The organism is Pseudomonas sp. 43A (assembly GCF_013363935.1).
Taxonomy (GTDB): domain Bacteria; phylum Pseudomonadota; class Gammaproteobacteria; order Pseudomonadales; family Pseudomonadaceae; genus Aquipseudomonas; species Aquipseudomonas crudilactis.
This window is the reverse complement of record NZ_CP054880.1, coordinates 4,903,912-4,921,463: the sequence shown is the minus strand read 5'-3', so window position 1 is coordinate 4,921,463 and position 17,552 is coordinate 4,903,912. Positions and strand designations below refer to the sequence as shown.

Below are 17,552 nucleotides of genomic sequence, written 5' to 3'. Positions count from 1 at the left end.
GGCAGGGCGGGTGTCCAGCCGGCTGCAAAGGTGCAATCGATCAAGCAGTCTCGAGGGGCTTCTTGTGGGTGACCACTCGGCCTCCCTCCATCCTCACCAACTGATCAGCGACGTCGAAGTAGCGGTCATCGTGGGAGATCACGATGATGGTCTTGCCCATCTGTTTCAGCTCCGGCAGCAGCTCGGTGTAAAAGATGCGCCGGAAGGCCGGATCCTGATCGGCAGCCCATTCGTCGAACACCAGCACCGGACGCTCTTCCAGCCAGGCGTTGATCAGCGCCAGGCGTTTGCGCTGGCCGGTGGACAGATCGGTGGTACTGAAAACACCGTCGTTAATGCTCACCTTGTGCGCAATCTCCAGGCGTTCCAGATAGCGGCTGGTGTCGGCCGGCACTTGTTTGTCGCCCTGTACCAGTTCATCGAACAGGTAGTAGTCGGCGAAGATCGTGGTGAACAGTTGGCGATAGTCATCGCGAGCCTGGGCATCGACCACCTGGCCATTGAGCAGGACTTCCCCGCGTTGCGGCGCATAGAGGCCCAGCAACAATTTGATCAGGGTGGTTTTACCGCCGCCGTTCTCGCCGACGATAAACACGATGTCACCCTGCGCGATGTCCAGATTGACCGGCCCCAGCTCGAACGCTGCGCTGCCCTGAACCGGCGGGAAGGCGTAGTGCACGTTGTGCATTTGCAACTGTTGTACCGCCGTTTTGCTCGCCGCAGCGGAGTCGCGCAGGAGCAAGTGCGGTTCCGGCGAGGAAAACTGTTCGGCCAGTTCGGCGATGCGTTTGAAGGCAATGTTCGCGCGACTGACCACCGGCAGCGTGGTCACCAAATATTCCAGCGGGCCTTTCATGTACAGCAGCACCAGCACGAAGCCGCTGAGCACGGCTTTATCGGTACCGAGCCAGAACGATTGCAGGGCCAGGGCCAGACCGATCACCACGAAAAACAGCATCGAGCCAAAGGTTTTCGCCACCACGAACGTGTTGATGGAGCGGATGTGCGTGTTGCAGATGTAATCCGCCGTGCCCTCGATGCGCTGGCTGAACATGCGTTGGCGGCGCGGGCGATGAATACGCAGTTCCTTGGCGCCCGCGGCGATCGCGCTGTAGTGCTTTTGCAGCTCGTCCTCGGCTTCGCGCGCCGCTTCGAAACCTTTGATGCCTTTGGCCCGGGCAATGTATTGCACGACGGTGCCGATCACGATCGCGATCAACAGCAGGGCAAACATTGGCAGGGACAGATAGGCCAGGTAACCCAGGCAACCGAGAGTGACGGTGAAAGCGATCGCCAGTGGCGCAAAGGAAAACGCGAAATCACTGACAGTGTCGACGTCATGGGTCAGCACCGGAATCAGGCGATGACTGCGAAACCTCTCGATCTGCTCGATGGGCGCCAGCAGGACTTTTTCGCCGAGTGATTTACGCAGGCCGGCGATGATGTGCTGGCCGACATGGTTGGTGCCGATGTCCGACAGAATCGAAGTCAACAGGGCGAACGCGCAGAGGCCGGCAAACGTCAGGAGTACGGTGGCTGACGGAACGCCGCTGCCGTTCAGGGCTTTGTTGATGGTCGCGAGCAGGGCAGTGACGCTGACGCCACCGAGCATGCCGAGCAGGATCGACAGCGCCACGACGACCCGGTAAGGCTTGAGCAGGCCGAGGACTTCACTGATGGCTCCGCGCGATTTTGTGGTCATGGAGGTTTCCGCTTCTAGTGCCGCTAACGGCATCGTTTCAAGGATTGGGCTGGTTAAAAGACGAAACCCGTGGGCGGCGATTTAGCCGACCACGGGTTTATCGAGGCTGAGACGACGAGCGAGCGCCCAGCGCCGCCGTGGCGGTTGCCGTTACCGCTGTCCTTACAGATCGCGCGCGACGCGAAAACCAATCCAGTCGCCGCGGGTGTCGCTGTAGGTGGCGTTGCGGTTGCCCGAGCGCGAGAACACTGGTGCTTCACCCCAGTCGTTGCCGCGGATGCGGCGAATCTTGCAGTCACCGGTCAACCAGGCGCTGCCATCACTCGGCGCGCCGACATAGTTTTCGTTGTAGCAGTCGGCGGTCCATTCGTAGATGTTGCCGTGCATGTCGTAGACGCCGAAGGCATTGGCCGGAAACTTGCCCGCCGGAGCGGTGAAGTTGTAGCCGTCGGCGGCGCCATAGGTGTTGGCGTGTTTGGCGATGCTGTATTCCTTGCCCTCATCGAAGGGGAACGGGAAAGGCCCGGTGCTACCGGCACGGGCGGCGTATTCACGCAGCGATTCGCTGACCAGTCGATACGATTTAGCGGTTTTCTTTGACAGCCAGGCCACGTAGGCCTCGGCTTCGGCGAAGTCCATGCACACCGCCGGATGCTTGTCGGTGTACTGCTTTTTCGGATCGCTGCCCGCGTAGTCGGGAATACCGGCCTTGCACGCGCGGCCCGGGCGTTTGTCGCCGTCGGGCATTCGATAGCCGGTGTCGGCGAGGTAGGCGTCCCATTGCCCTTTGAGCACCTGGAAACGACTGATGGCCAGCGGTTTGGCAAAGGTCACCGGGTGCATCGGACCTTCGTCCGGTTCGCGGCCGACTTCGTCATCCGGAGTGCCCATGGTGAAGGTGCCGGTGGGCAGCACGACCATTTCCGGGCAGTCCTTGCAGTCCTTGAAGACCTTGCCCGGTTTGAGCGGCTCGGCCGCTTGCGCCAGCCCTGACAAGGCACAACCGAGCAATGCAGCGAGACCGAGCGCGGGCAACGCTTTCAAGGAAAAATTACGCAGTTCACTACTGTTCATCATGATTCTCGATAACAGGTTGAAAGGAAACGTGAGAGCGGGGCGCCTACAGCTGTTTGGCCAATAGCGCCATCAAGCGATCGATTTGCGCTTCGTCGTTGAGCAGGCCCGGTGCGGTACGAATCACCGGACCCACGTCGCGGTTCACGGCGTCGGCAACCACGCGGTTCTGCATCAGGTACGCGGCGACTTTGTCGCTGTCCTGGCCCTTGACTCGAAAGAAGGTAAAACCGGCCGACAGTTGCGGACTCAGCGGGGTGACGAGTTCGATTTGCGGGTGTTCCAGCAGACGCTTCTTCAGGTAGCTGTTGAGCGCGTGGATGCGCGCTTCGACCTCGGCCTTGCCCAGTTGCAGGTGCAGCTTGAAGGCTTCGTCCAGCGCCCAGCGATACTCGAAGGAGTGATAGCCACCGGGCGTCATGGTGGTGGAAAACGCTGTGGCTTCGGAGAAGGTCGGGGTGATCGGCGTCACGTATCTGACCTCCTCGAAACGGCTGCAGACGATGCCGGTGCCGCGCGGGCCAAACATCCACTTGTGGGTGCCGGCGATGAAGAAGTCACAGTTCATCTGCGCGAAGCTCAGGTTGTCGACGCCGAAACCGTGCACGCCGTCGACCACATAAATGATCCGGTCGGCATCGCTGCGGCCACGGTTGTGCTTGTCGACGATGGCGCCGATGTCACCGATCGGCAGCTTCACGCCGCTGCCCGAATGCACCCAGCACATGCCCAGCACGCGGGTTTCAGGGCGGATGGCCGTGTCGATGGCGGCGAGGATTTCGGCTTTGGTCGCGGTCTGTGGATCCTTGAACAGACGGATCTTGCGCACCTGCGTGCCTTCACGTTCCTTGCGCAAGGCGAGGATGGTGTGGGTGGCATAGTGTTCGTGGGCGGTGGTGAGGATTTCCTGATCGGGGCGCACATGCACACCGCCGTAAATCATCGTCAGACCTTCAGTGGTGCTGCCGGTCAGGGCGATCTGTTTGGCGTTGGCTTGCAGGTATTGGCCGGCCCAGACGCGCACGTTTTCCTCGCGCTGCTCGATCACGCCGAGGTCCCAATCCATGGCCAGGCCGGGATTTTTGTCGAGGGCGGCGCGATGCCGTTCAATCGCTTCGCGCACGGGTTTCGGGTGCGAGGTGATCAGGAAGTTGGAAAAGTGCAGGTAGTCCGGATCCTGATTGAACAGTTGCTGCAACTGCGTCCACTTGCTGCGCGGCATTGGCGCAGGGGGCGCAGCCGTGGCGGCAGCGCTGGCGATGTTCGGCAGGCTTGCGCCCAGTGGCAGCGCAGCGGCGAGCAGTCCGGCCTGTTTCAGAAAATCACGACGATTGCTCATGGCTGCGTCGTTCCCTGCGCGTTGGCCAGCGCCGGTTTCGCGGCTTTTTCGACCTGATCCCAGACGCGCAGGAAGTTGCCGCCCCAGAGTTTGCCGATGTCGGCTTCGGAGTAACCGCGCGACAGCAGTTCAGCGGTGACATTGCGGATCTCGCCGACGTTCTCGAACCCTTTGACGCCGCCGCCCTCATTGAAGTCGGAGCTGATGCCGACATGGTCGATGCCGATCTTGCGCACGGCGTATTCGATGGCGTCGCCGAAATCCTTGAGACTGGCCTTCGGTTCGTCTTCGAGGATCGCGTAGAGGCGGCTGGCGTACAGGCCGAATTTGGTTTCGGACCAGGCCGCAATGATCGGGTCGCCCGGCATCAGCGCCATCGCCAGGTTCGGCAGGGGCGGCAAGTCGAATTCCTTGCGCAGCTCGTTGAGGCGATCCTGGGTCTTCTGGGTCAGCGGCCGCAGGTACTGCGAGAACGCGACGATTTGCACCACGCCGCCGCTGTTCTTGATCAGTTGCATCTCTTTGTCGCTGAGATTGCGTGGGATGTCGACCATCGCGCGCGGCGCCGAGTGCGAGGCAACCAGCGGCGTACGGCTCAGCTGTGCGACTTGTTCGAGGGCCTTGGTCGACATCTGTGACACGTCGATGATCACGCCCAGATCATTGAGGCGCTTGACCGCCTGCTTGCCCAGATCGGAGAGGCCGTCGAGGGCGTCCGGTGAGTCATTGAGAAATGGCAGTGGGCGAGACGAATCCGCCCAGTCGTTGTTGCCGATGTAGCTGAAGCCGAACATGCGCATGCCGCGCGCCGTCCACAGGTCCAGCAGATTCAGATCATGGCCCAGCGGATAGGCGTTGAGCATGCTGATGAAAATCGCGAACTTGCCTTCGCCGTGCAGGCGGCGCATGTCGTCCGGGGTATAGGCGATCGCGACTTGATTGGGGTAGTCGCGAACCATCCCGGAGATGATCCGGTAGCGGATTTCCTGCTGGTTGCGGGCTTCGTCGATGAAGCCGGCAGTCGGTTTGTGGGGGGCATCGGGGCCGTTCCACATTTCCGGCCAGCCGAAAATGGTCAGCGCCGCGCCAGACAAGCGACCGCGACTGGTTTTGGCCAGATCGAACTGGCCGGAGCCATCCTTGTCGGCTTCGTGACCGTCGGTGCCGAAGTTCTGCATCAGGCTGACATGGCTGTCGAAAGAGAGCATGCGTTCGTGCAGTTCATCTGCCTGTTTCACAATCCTGGCGTCATAGCCAAGGTCGTCCTTGAACCAGTGATGCCAAGCGGCAAAGCCTGCACCGGCGCTGATCGCCAGGGCTAAGGGCAGGCCGATGAATAGAGCCTTTTTCGAACGTGGTTTTGTCATTGCCATCTCAGTCGGGTTCGCCATCGAGGTGCAGGCGCAAAGCCTTTGCTATCTGGGAGGAACGAGCGATCGAGCGGGAAATTTAGGACGAGCGCCCCCCGGCGAAAATGACGGCTTAAATTTGCCCGGGCAGCAAACGTTCTAGCTTGGATAAAGCCTGCTTCATGGCTGACACAGGTAGGGCAATGAAGATTTCTCGACGATGGTTCATGGCAGGCCTGGCGCTGACCGGCGCTGCCGTGCCGGCGGCTTATTTTGGGCATCGTGAATGGACGAAGCCGGATCCGACGATCACTCCGGGTGAAGCGTCTTTCGACGTCGCCGACCTCGCCGGACAACGTTTGGCCAGTGCCTTGCGGGGCGTCTGGGATATTCGCTTCGAAGGCCGTGACGCGGGCCTTGAAGGCCTGCCGGTCAGGGGGCTGCAAGTGTTCCTCGACATCGGCCAGAAAGGTCGTGGCGTCTGTGGTTTCCTTGATACGCCGGAGCGTTTGCGTTCCGGCGAAACACCTCGTTACCGAATTCTTGGCGATCTGGCCGGTGCCGATGCGGCGAAACTGAGTTGGCGGCTGATCGGTGCGCAAGGCCAGATCAGCTATGAGCTGGAAATGATCCTCGATGAGGTCTGGGCCGATTTCGGCAACGCCGGCAAAGGCACCCTCAGCGGTAAAGTCTTGCGCCTGGATCGTCCCTTGGCCTTGCCGGTACAGGACAATGGTTTCGTCGCAGTCAAGCGCCTGTTTCCCGAGGCGCGTGAACGTACGCCGTTGAATCCGACGTTGCTGGCCTGGTTGATTTCCCCCGAGCACCGACTGTTCCACCAGTTGTGGCATGCCACGCGGGACAAGTGGCACACCTTGCCCGAAGACAAGCGCGAAGCCCTGCGCGGCATCGGCTGGCAGCCCGGACCGCGTGACAAGGAGCGCGATGCCCGTGGGCCGCGCAAGGATCGCAACGGCTCCGGTGTGGATTTCTTCTTCATGCATCGGCACATGCTCGGCACGGCGCGTTCAATGCAGGACTTGCCATCGTGGGAATTTTTTCCGCTGCCACAGCCGGAATTGATCCGAGATCGCCCGGGCTTCGCCCGTTACTTCGACAACCATGACGGCACGGCGCTGCCGCCCGCATGGCTGGCTGACGGTGATGACGAGTACAGCAAGTGGGTCAGCGACATCAAAACGGCCGAGACCTACGAAAGCAACTTCCAGGTCTGGGAGTCGCAATACCGTGATCCGGTGTACCTGGCCAGGCTCACGCTCGGACAGTTCGGTTCCGAGGTTGAACTGGGCCTGCACGACTGGCTGCACATGCGCTGGGCGTCTGTACCGCGCGACCCGTCGAACGGTCAGCCGGTGCCTTTCGCGCGTGATCCTGCCGACTTCGCAGCGCGTTGGTACGGCCCGGAAAATGACTTCCTTGGCGACCCGTTTTCATCCCATGTCAATCCGTCGTTCTGGCATTTTCATGGCTGGATCGACGACCGTATCGAAGACTGGTTTCGCGCGCACGAGCGCTTCCATCCGGGTGAAGTCACTCGCAAGGTAGTCAATGGTGTGCAGTGGTTTGCACCAGGGCGCTGGAACGAAGTCGATGATCCGTGGCTGGGGCCGGTCACCCATGGCTGCAGCACTACGCTGGGGTTGCAGGCGGGCAAGACGGTGGAGATGGACCCGGAAACCATGAAGCTGGCACTGCGCATCACCTTTCTCAATGACGAGAAAAAACTCGCCGGCCTGTTCCGCCGCGTGCCGCAACGGCCGTGGTATGCGCGCAATCTGAAACCGAAACAGACTTCGCTCTGAGACGGCGTCATCGTTCTTCGCGAGCAAGCTCGCTCCCACAGGTTGACCGCATTCCTTCAATTGAAATGTGATCCCCTGTGGGAGCGAGCCTGCTCGCGAACGCGCTTGAACGGGCTGCGCGATTACAGGGTCTGCCACCCGCCGCCCAAAGCTTTGTACAAGGCAATACTCGCCTGCATTCGCGACAGCCGCAGTTGCACGTTCTGGTCTTGCGCTGCATACAGCGTGCGCTGGGTTTCCAGCACGGTCAGCAAGTCTTCGGCGCCGGCCTGATAACGGCTCTGGGCGATGTTGAAGGCGGTTTGCGCCTGATTCAGTTCTTCGCTCTGCCACTGCCGTTGTTGATCAAGACCGCGGATGCTGTTGAGGGCTTTTTCGACGTCGGCGAAACCATTGATGATGGCGCCCCGATAGGTTTGCAGCAGCTCCTCCTGGCGGGCCGTGGCCTTGTCGCGCTCGGCCCCCAGACGGCCATTGTTGAAGATCGGTGCGATCAGCCCGGCGGTGAGGTTGTAGAACGGACTGCGCAACAGGTCATCGGCCTGGTTGGCACCCGAGCCAATGCTCGCGCCCAGCGTGATTTTCGGCAGCATCGCCGCCCGCGCCACCGTGACGTTCGCCTGAGCTGCCGCCAATTGCGCCTCGGCACGGGCGATGTCCGGACGCCGGGTCAGCAGTTCGCTGGGCAGGCCGGCGGATATCGGCGGCCATTGCAACTGGTCGAAGGCCTCGTGGCTGGCCGGCAGGTCTTGCACCGGGCGGCCAAGCAGTGCCGCCAGGACGATCTGAGCGTCTCGAGCCTGTTGCTGGACGGTCGGCAGTTGGCGTTGCTGCGCGGCCACCAGGCTTTTCTGTTGCGCCAGTTCAAGCGCCGTGGCGGAGCCTGCGTTGTAGCGCGTCTGCACCAGTTGCAGGACGTTTTGCGCGTTGGCCAGATTAAGCTCGGCGATGCGGCTCTGTTCCTGCAGCGACAGCACCTGGGTGTAGCTGTTGGCGACGCTGCTGAGCAGGGTCAGCTCGACGGTGGCGCGATCAAACTCGCTGGCCTGCAGGCTGAACTGGGCACTGTCGCGCGATGCGCGCTTACCGCCCCAGAAGTCGATTTCGTAGCTGGCGCTGAGGCCGATGTCGAAGTAGTCCACCGCCTTGTTGTTGCTGTCGGCATCCAGTTGACGATAGCCATCGCCACGCAACAGCTTTTGCCGATTGGCGTTGCCGGTACCTTGTATTTCCGGCAGCAACGAGCCGCCGGCAATCACGGTGTCGGCACGCGCCTGGCGCACGCGAGCGATGGCGGCGGCGAGGTCGTAACTGCCGACCTGGGCCTGCTCGATCAATTGATCGAGTTGCGGGCTGGCGAAGCGCGTCCACCAGCGCAGGGCGTCGCGTTCGGCGCTGGTGTTGTGCGGTGATTGCCAGGCGGCAGGCGGCACAATGCCGCTGTCCGGGCGTTGTGGGGAACTGCCGCAAGCGCTGAGTATCAGGCAGGCGGTCAACAGACTGAGGCGCGGTTTCATAGAGCGATCATTCACTGGTAAGGGCCGTGACCGGGTCGAGTCGGGCAGCTTTGCGGGCCGGCATGAAGCCGAAGACAACACCGGTGACCAGGGCGCAACCAAAAGCGCCGAGGACCGCCATCAACGAGAACGCTACCGCGACTTCACTGAGAATCAGCACGCCGCCAATGATCAGCGCCAGGGCGATGCCGGCGATGCCGCCGACCACCGAGAGCATCACCGCTTCAGTGAGAAACTGGCGCAGGATGTCGCGCTGGCGGGCGCCGGTGGCCATGCGGATGCCGATTTCGCGGGTGCGTTCGCGGACGGTCATGAGCATGATGTTCATCACGCCGATGCCGCCGACCAGCAGCGAGATCGCCGCAATCGAGCCGAGCATCAGCGACAGGGTGTTTTGTGTGCGCGCTTCGGCCTGGATCATTGCGGCGTTGTTGGTCAGTTCGAAATCCTTCTTGCCGTTGTGCAGGTTCAGCATCAATTGTTCGATGGCGTGTTCGGTGTCCTTGACCTTGCGCGCGTCGGCGGCAGCGATGGCCACGTACTCCGGATTACGCGTGCCAAACAACCTCACGCTGGCGGCGGAGTAGGGCACGGCGATGCGGTTGTCACTGTCGGAGTCGCCGGAGCTGGCACCTTTTTCCGCCAGTACCCCGACCACCTGAAACGGCACGTTCTCGATCAGGATGTACTGGCCGATCGGGTTCGGTATGTCTTTGAGGAGTTTGGTGCGCACCTTGTGGCCGATCACTGCAACGGCTGCCGCGTTCTGTTCGTCGGCCTCTGTGAAGTAACTGCCCTGAACCACCGGCCAGTTGAAGATTGCCGGGAAGTTGGTGTCATTGCCGCCAACGTAACTGAGGTGATCGGCATTGCCGAAGCGCACACCGGCCTCGGCGCCGTTGACCGGCATGATCCGCTGCACTTGTGGCAGGCTCGCCAGGGCATGCACATCGTCAAGAGTGATGATGCCCGGTGGCGTTCGCGGGTTGGGCGCCGAGCCGCTGAGATAAATGATGTTCGAGCCGAACGCGCCCATTTGTGCCATGACCTGGCGCTTGCTGCCTTCGCCGACCGCGAGCATGACCACCACCGAGGCCACACCGATGATGATGCCGAGCAGGGTCAGCGCGGTGCGGAAGCGGTTGATCCACATCACCCGCCACGCGGCGTGCAGGGCGTCCACCAGTTCGCCTTTCCAGGCGCCGGTAGCTTCGGCGCCTTCGCTCAAGCGCTTGCGCAGATCCACCGCTTGCAGGGCGCCGGGATTGGCACTGTGCTGGGCGTCGGGGTTGTCTCTGGCGCTATCGCTGATGATCAAGCCATCGCTGATTTCGATAATGCGCTTGGCACGCGCCGCCACTTCGCGGTCGTGGGTGATGAGAATGACCACATGGCCCTGGCTCGCCAGTTCATCGAGCAGCGCCATGACTTCCTTGCCGCTGTGGCTGTCGAGGGCGCCGGTCGGTTCGTCGGCCAGAATGATGTGGCCGCCATTCATCAGTGCGCGGGCAATCGACACGCGTTGTTGCTGGCCTCCGGAAAGCTGATGGGGGCGGTTGCCGGTGCGCGAGGCGAGGCCGAGACGGTCGAGCAGGGCGGCGGCGCGGGCATGCCGTTCGGCGGCGGGGGTGCCGGCGTAGATGGCCGGCATCTCGACGTTCTCCTGGGCCGAGCCGGACGGAATCAGGTGATAGCCTTGAAACACGAAACCGAAGGCTTCGCGCCGCAGCCAGGCCAGTTCATCGCTGTCGAGGCCGGCGACGTTTTCCCCGGCGAAGCGGTATTCGCCGGACGTCGGCCGGTCGAGGCAGCCGAGAATGTTCATCAGTGTCGATTTGCCGGAACCGGACGCGCCGACAATCGCTACGAACTCGCCGGCGTGAATCGACAGGTCGATGCCGCGCAACACGTGAACTTCGGGAGCGTCACCGCCGCCGTAGGATTTGCGGATGTCCTGCAGGTCGATCAGAGGCGTTTGCATTCAACCTCCGCTGCCGTCGGCCGGGCCGATCAGCAAGTGATCGCCTTCGTTCAAGCCCTCGATAATCTGCACGTTGAGACGGTCGCTGATGCCGGTGCGTACTTCGCGGGACTGAATCTCGCCATTGGCGGCGATGACCTGCGCGGTCTGCCGATTGGCCGCCGCGCTGCCTTGCAGGGCGGCGACCGGTGCGGTGAGCACGTTTTTCGCCTGGTCGGCGACGAAGAACACTTGCGTGGTCATCTCTGCCATCAAGGCGTTGTCGGCGTTGTCGACGTCCAGCAGCACGGTGTACAGCACTACGCGCGCGCTGCCGCTTTTGCTCGAGCTGGCCGGGCTGCCACCGCCCTGGCTGGTCTGGTCCAGCGGTTTGGGTGGCACCGGCAGGATTTGCCGAACGGTGCTGCTCCAGCGCCGATTGCCACCGCTGAGTGTGGTGAAGTAAGCAGTCATGCCCGGTTTTACATGGCCGATATCGGCCTCGGAGACCTCGGCCCAGACCGTCATCGGCGACAGTTTGGCGATGCGCAGGATCAGTGGCGTCTGCTGCTGGGCATTGAGTGTCTGGCCTTCGCGGGCATCGAGTGCGACCACGGTGCCTTCCATCGGCGCATAAATGCGCGTGTAACCGAGTTCGGCCTGATCACTGCGCAGACTGGCCTCGGCCTGACGGATCTGGGCGCGGAACATGTCGATACGTGCCTGGGTGGCCTTGAGCTCGGCGCGGGCGGTCTGCACGTCTTCTTCACGGGTGGCGCCGCCGGCCGCGAGGTTCTGCTGGCGCTGGTACTTCTGCCGCGCCAGTTCGTGCTGCGCCTGTTGCTCTTGCAGCTGCGCCTTGAGATTTTCGATGGAGAACTGGCTGGCGTCGAGCTTGGCCTTTTGCGTCGACGGGTCGATTTCGACGAGCAATTGGCCTTGCTTGACCACGTCGCCGACTTCCACATGGATTTTGCGGATTTGCCCGGAAGCCTGGGCGCCGACGTCCACATAGCGCCGTGGCTGCAAAGTGCCAAGGGCAGTGACGCTGCTTTCAATGTCGCCGCGACTGACTTGCACGGTGGCGAACTTGTCCCGGCCGGGCGGCAATATCTGCCAGGCGGCTACGGCGACAACGGGAATCAGACAAAGGGCTACGAGCAGGGCGCGTCGGGCGGGGCGGGGACGTTTCATGCAGGATTCCGGCCAGTGAGAATCGACCCGTCATCCAGCCGGCACCGCACGCGGGCCACGACCGAACGCTGGCGCAGGAGGCGACAGATACGGGGAGCTGTCCTTTAAACGAGAGACGCGGCAGGTAATTTAAGCGCTGAAAAACCCGGTAACAGGTATAGATGCCCACAATTTGTCGGGCAAATTGAAACAGCACTTTAAATCTATATGAGAATTACTATAAATTACGCATCTGAAATTGCCACCATCGTGCCATTGTCGTTTTGACCCTGGCGGATCTGGCTCAAGGATCGAAACCGCACCGTTGCGGTCGGGAGTCATGTTGGAAAACTACTATCGCGAGCTGGTGTGTTTCCTTAACGCCAGGCTGGGCAACCGTCAGGTGGCCGAAGATGTGGTGCATGACGCTTATGTGCGGGTGCTGGAGCGTTCCAGCGACACGCCGATCGAACAACCGCGTGCCTTCCTTTATCGCACGGCATTGAACCTGGTCATCGATGATCATCGGCGCAACGCCTTGCGTCAGGCCGAGCCGCTTGACGTGCTGGACAGCGAAGAGCGCTATTTCACCCCGTCGCCCCATGGAACCCTTGATCACGGTCAGCGCCTGGCGATGCTTCAGCGCGCACTTGCAGAATTGTCGCCGCTGTGTCGCGAAAGTTTTCTGCTGCGCAAGATTGAAGGCCTGTCCCATAACGAAATCGCCGAGAGCCTCGGGATTTCCAAAGCGCTGGTAGAGAAACACATCGTCAATGCCATGAAACATTGCCGGCTACGCATCAAACAATGGGACGCCCATTGAGCCTTCCTCAGTAAATTTTTTTTCACCGTCCTCGTTCCTACTCAACAGACGATCTGCTGTCCTGCTTCGGGCCGGTCAGGTCACCCAGGCTTTATCCCCACGGTTGAGGGGTTCATCCAGAGGACACTGGAAATGACACAGGCAATTGCATCGCCCATCGTTCACGACCTGATCGGCGTCGGTTTCGGCCCTTCGAACCTGGCGCTGGCCATCGCTCTGCAAGAGCGCGGCCCGACCCAGGGCGAGTTGGATGTGCTGTTCCTCGACAAGCAGGCCAACTACAGCTGGCACGGCAACACCCTGTCGACCCAGAGCGAGTTGCAGATTTCCTTCCTCAAGGATCTGGTGACCCTGCGCAATCCGACCAGCCCGTATTCCTTCGTCAATTACCTGAAGTACCACGGTCGTCTGGTCGACTTCATCAACCTCGGCACCTTCTATCCATGCCGCATGGAGTACAACGACTACCTGCGTTGGGTCGCCGGGCAGTTCACCGAACAAAGCCGTTACGGCGAAGAAGTGCTGACCATTGAGCCGGTGCTGCACAACCATCAGGTTGAAGCGCTGCGCGTGATTTCCCGTGGCAGCGATGGCCAGCAGCATGTGCGGACCACCCGTTCGGTGGTGGTCAGCGCCGGCGGCACGCCGCGTATTCCCGAGGCGTTCAAAGCGCTGAAGGGCGACACTCGCGTGTTCCACCACTCGCAGTATTTGTCGCAAATGGCCAAGCAGCCGTGTGTGAACAATCAGCCGATGAGCATCGCGATCATCGGTGGCGGGCAGAGTGCGGCGGAAGCCTTTATCGACCTGAACGATTCGTTCCCGTCGGTACAGGTCGACATGATCCTGCGCGGCTCGGCCCTGAAACCTGCGGATGACAGCCCGTTCGTCAACGAAGTGTTTTCGCCGGAATTCACCGACCTGGTGTTCCAGCAGAACAGCGCCGAGCGTGAGCGTCTGGTCAACGAGTACCACAACACCAACTACTCGGTGGTCGACATTGACCTGATCGAACGCATCTACGGCATCTTCTATCGTCAGAAGGTGTCCGGGATTGCCCGTCACGCGTTCCGCACGCTGACCACTGTCGAGAGCGCTACTGCCACCGACAACGGTATCGAACTGGCCGTGCGCAACAGCGCCACTGGCGAAGTCACCGTGCGCAATTACGATGCGGTTGTTCTGGCCACCGGCTACGAGCGGCAGATGCATCGCAAACTGCTGGCGCCGCTGGAAGAATACCTGGGTGATTTCGAAGTTGATCGCAACTACAAACTGATTACCGACGAACGCTGCAAGGCCGGCATCTACATGCAGGGCTTCTGCCAGGCCAGCCATGGTTTGAGCGATACGTTGCTGTCGGTGTTGCCGATTCGCGCGGACGAGATTGCCGGTTCTTTGTATGAGCATGGCAAAAACCGTGGGCATCGTTCGATGGCGGATCTGCTGTTGGCGACTGCCAGCTGATTTTTTAGCGCCTCACATACCGCTTTCGCGAGCAAGCTCGCTCCCACAGGGGATTTTCATTGAACACAGATTTTGTGTCAGATGAAGATCCAGTGTGGGAGCGAGCTTGCTCGCGAAGGGGCCATCAAAAGCGCCACACATTCTGTTCCTGAACCCTTCCTGAACATCCCCCATATTCCCCGACACACTGCCTTTTGCGGGTTTACTCTCCAATCATCGGGGCGTAAGCTTCGCGCGTTTTCATCAATAGCGGAGACCCACAGTGGGTACTTGTTCGAGTGACAGTTGTCGGCCGGTCTCGGTAACCGGCAGATTCTCGGCAAGATAACGCGCAGACTTTCTCTGTCGTTGTCTCGCCGTAAAAGCGAGCAGCGGCATCCCGTGCATGACCCGTCCTGGGCCATGGCTAGACGTCCTTCTCATCGACGCTGAACAGAGCGTGATTGCGACTTTATTGTTGTGATCGCAGCCCTATCGACACGCCTGTCTTTCCTGACCGGCGCGCCAGGCCTTACCGTGCCGGTTTTTCCGGCGGACGAGGCGCGGCCGTACCTGCTTGACGGTTTCCCGGCTGACCATAGGGGCAACAGCCATGAAACTTACGCTCAAGGAATTTTTCGCAGGTTTTCTGCGGACCCGCCACATCGCCCGGCACTTCCGTCGCCTGGCGCTGCTGGAGTCGATCAACGACACCACGGTCAGCCGTGAAGTCCCACCCACTTTGGCCAACACCCTGGTCGATGCCGCGCATTGCGACACCGCGGGTTTACTGTCGTCACTCGGCACGCATTCCGATGGCCTGACCGATTTCGAAGTCGATGCGCTGCGTGCGCAGTACGGCCTCAACGAGGTCGAGCACGAGCAGCCGCTGCCATGGTGGACTCACCTGTGGCACTGCTACAAAAACCCGTTCAACCTGCTGTTGACCCTGTTGGCGGTGATCTCGTGGCTGACTGAAGACCTCAAGGCCGCCGTGGTGATTTTCTCCATGGTGGTGCTGTCGACGCTGCTGCGCTTCTGGCAGGAAAGCAAATCCAACCAGGCCGCTGATGCACTGAAAGCCATGGTCAGCAACACCGCCACGGTAATGCGCCGTGACGCGCCGCGCAGCGAATTGCCGATCAAGCAACTGGTGCCGGGCGATCTCATCGTGCTCTCGGCCGGTGACATGATTCCTGCTGATTGCCGGGTGCTCAGCGCCAAGGACCTGTTCGTCAGCCAGGCGGCGATGACCGGTGAATCGATGCCGGTCGAGAAGTTTCCACGTCAGGCTGATCGCGATACGCGCAATCCGCTGGAGCTGGAAAACATCCTGTTCATGGGCACCAACGTCGTGTCCGGCACAGCGGTGGCGGTGATCCTGACCACCGGCAATAGCACCTATTTTGGTGCGCTGGCTCAGCGTGTCGGCGCGACTGATCGCGCAGTGACGTCGTTCCAGCAAGGCGTCAACAAAGTCAGCTGGCTGTTGATCCGTTTCATGTTCGTGATGGCGCCGCTGGTACTGTTCATCAACGGCTTCACCAAGGGTGACTGGACCGAAGCACTGCTGTTCGCGCTGTCGATTGCCGTCGGCCTGACCCCGGAAATGTTGCCGATGATCGTCACCTCGACGCTGGCCAAAGGTGCGGTGTTTCTGTCGCGCAAAAAAGTCATCGTCAAACGTCTTGATGCGATCCAGAACTTTGGCGCCATGGACGTGCTGTGCACCGACAAGACCGGCACGCTGACTCAGGACAAGATCTTCCTGGCGCGCAATGTCGACGTCTGGGGTGAAGACTCCGATGACGTGCTGGAAATGGCTTACCTCAACAGCTACTACCAGACCGGCCTGAAAAACCTGCTCGACGTCGCGGTGCTGGAACACGTGGAAGTCCACCGCGAACTGAAAGTCGGCACGGCATTTCGCAAGGTCGATGAGATCCCGTTCGACTTCAATCGTCGGCGCATGTCGGTGGTGGTCGAAGGGCGTGGCCAGCCACATCAACTGATCTGCAAAGGCGCGGTGGAAGAAGTCTTGGCGGTGTGCAGCCGCGTGCGTCACGGCGAGGTCGATGAAGCCTTGAGCGATGAATTGCTGACCCGGATTCGTCAGGTCACCGCAGCATTCAACGCTGAAGGCTTGCGCGTAGTGGCGGTAGCCGCTCGCTCGATGCCTGAAGGTCGTGAGATTTACAGCCTGGCCGATGAACAGGAACTGACGCTGATCGGTTACGTGGCGTTCCTCGATCCACCGAAGGAAAGCACCGCGCCGGCGCTCAAAGCCTTGGCCGAACATGGCGTAGCGGTGAAAGTGCTGACCGGCGACAACGAACTTGTGACCGCGAAGATCTGCCGCGAAGTGGGTCTCGCGCAACAAGGTCTGCTGCTGGGCAACGACGTCGAGCGCATGAGCGATGCCGAACTGGCGGTGGCCGTGGAGAAGACCAACGTGTTCGCCAAACTGACGCCGTCGCACAAGGAGCGCATCGTGCGCATCCTCAAAGGCAACGGCCATGTGGTCGGGTTCATGGGTGACGGCATCAACGACGCACCCGCGCTGCGCACCGCCGACATTGGAATTTCCGTGGACAGCGCGGTGGACATCGCCAAGGAAGCGGCGGACATCATCCTCCTCGAAAAGAGTCTGATGGTATTGGAGGAGGGCGTGCTCGAAGGGCGTCGCACCTTCGCCAACATGCTCAAGTACATCAAGATGACCGCCAGTTCCAACTTCGGCAACGTGTTCTCGGTGCTGGTCGCCAGTGCGTTCATTCCGTTCCTGCCGATGCTGCCGATGCACCTGCTGGTGCAGAACCTGCTCTACGACATTTCGCAGATTGCGATTCCATTCGATAACGTCGATGAGGAAATGCTGAAGAAACCACAACGCTGGCAGCCGGGCGACGTCGGGCGCTTCATGCTGTTCTTCGGCCCGATCAGTTCGATCTTTGACATCACCACGTTCGCCTTGATGTGGTACGTGTTTGACGCCAACACCCCGGATCACCAGACGCTGTTCCAGTCCGGCTGGTTCGTGGTCGGGCTACTGACCCAGACGCTGATCGTGCACATGATCCGTACGCCGAAGATTCCGTTCCTGCAAAGCCGCGCCGCCATGCCGCTGCTGGTGATGACCGGAATCATCATGGCGGTCGGCATCTTCCTGCCGATGGGGCCGCTGGCGCACTACTTCAAATTGCAGGCGCTGCCGTCGCTGTACTTCGTGTTCCTGCCGGTGATTCTGCTGGCGTACATGGCGCTGACCCAGGCAGTGAAAGGTTTCTACATCCGCCGCTTCGGCTGGCAGTAATGCTGCCCCTGTAGGAGTGAGCCTGCTCGCGAT

General features: G+C 60.9%; 11 protein-coding genes. 4 read left to right on the top strand and 7 right to left on the bottom strand.

Features of this window, described 5'->3' with window-relative positions:
* Positions 1 to 40 precede the first annotated feature (40 nt).
* The 4 genes from HUW52_RS21595 to HUW52_RS21580 form a co-directional block, all read right to left on the bottom strand.
* Positions 41 to 1,702, bottom strand: coding sequence for a cyclic peptide export ABC transporter (locus tag HUW52_RS21595; protein ID WP_175554863.1), 1,662 nt, complete (start codon positions 1,700 to 1,702; stop codon positions 41 to 43).
* A 162-nt stretch (positions 1,703 to 1,864) separates the two neighbouring features.
* Positions 1,865 to 2,779, bottom strand: coding sequence for a formylglycine-generating enzyme family protein (locus HUW52_RS21590; protein ID WP_371929224.1), 915 nt, complete (start codon positions 2,777 to 2,779; stop codon positions 1,865 to 1,867).
* Positions 2,780 to 2,822: 43 nt separating this feature from the next.
* On the bottom strand, positions 2,823 to 4,115 hold the full coding sequence (locus HUW52_RS21585; RefSeq protein ID WP_175554861.1) for an aminotransferase class V-fold PLP-dependent enzyme: 1,293 nt from the start codon (positions 4,113 to 4,115) through the stop codon (positions 2,823 to 2,825).
* Positions 4,112 to 5,482, bottom strand: coding sequence for a dipeptidase (locus HUW52_RS21580; protein WP_175554860.1), 1,371 nt, complete (start codon positions 5,480 to 5,482; stop codon positions 4,112 to 4,114). Before HUW52_RS21580 ends, HUW52_RS21585 begins: the two co-directional genes overlap by 4 nt.
* Before the next feature lie 185 nt (positions 5,483 to 5,667).
* Between HUW52_RS21580 and HUW52_RS21575 the strand changes: the two genes are divergently transcribed.
* Entirely contained in the window at positions 5,668 to 7,287 is a 1,620-nt protein-coding gene (locus HUW52_RS21575; RefSeq protein ID WP_175554859.1) for a PvdJ/PvdD/PvdP-like protein, read from the top strand.
* Positions 7,288 to 7,409: 122 nt separating this feature from the next.
* Here HUW52_RS21575 and HUW52_RS21570 read toward each other — a convergent pair whose 3' ends face one another.
* Genes HUW52_RS21570 through HUW52_RS21560 form a run of 3 tightly spaced genes read right to left on the bottom strand, consistent with a single transcriptional unit; the run spans position 7,410 to position 11,958 of the window.
* On the bottom strand, positions 7,410 to 8,804 hold the full coding sequence (locus tag HUW52_RS21570; protein WP_175554858.1) for an efflux transporter outer membrane subunit: 1,395 nt from the start codon (positions 8,802 to 8,804) through the stop codon (positions 7,410 to 7,412).
* Positions 8,805 to 8,811: 7 nt separating this feature from the next.
* The gene (locus tag HUW52_RS21565) at positions 8,812 to 10,785 is read right to left on the bottom strand and encodes a MacB family efflux pump subunit (protein WP_016983522.1); all 1,974 of its coding nucleotides are present in this window, start codon (positions 10,783 to 10,785) and stop codon (positions 8,812 to 8,814) included.
* A complete protein-coding gene (locus HUW52_RS21560) occupies positions 10,786 to 11,958 on the bottom strand; it encodes an efflux RND transporter periplasmic adaptor subunit (RefSeq protein WP_175554857.1) in 1,173 nt (390 codons plus the stop codon).
* A gap of 319 nt (positions 11,959 to 12,277) precedes the next feature.
* On the opposite strand from HUW52_RS21560, the gene HUW52_RS21555 reads away from it, so the two are divergent.
* From HUW52_RS21555 to mgtA, 3 genes are all read left to right on the top strand, one after another.
* Positions 12,278 to 12,760 (top strand): sigma-70 family RNA polymerase sigma factor, encoded by a 483-nt coding sequence (locus HUW52_RS21555; protein ID WP_016983524.1) that lies wholly within the window; start codon positions 12,278 to 12,280, stop codon positions 12,758 to 12,760.
* A gap of 132 nt (positions 12,761 to 12,892) precedes the next feature.
* Positions 12,893 to 14,227, top strand: coding sequence for a lysine N(6)-hydroxylase/L-ornithine N(5)-oxygenase family protein (locus tag HUW52_RS21550; protein ID WP_175554856.1), 1,335 nt, complete (start codon positions 12,893 to 12,895; stop codon positions 14,225 to 14,227).
* A 592-nt stretch (positions 14,228 to 14,819) separates the two neighbouring features.
* On the top strand, positions 14,820 to 17,519 hold the full coding sequence (gene mgtA / locus HUW52_RS21545; protein ID WP_175554855.1) for a magnesium-translocating P-type ATPase: 2,700 nt from the start codon (positions 14,820 to 14,822) through the stop codon (positions 17,517 to 17,519).
* Positions 17,520 to 17,552: the final 33 nt, after the last annotated feature.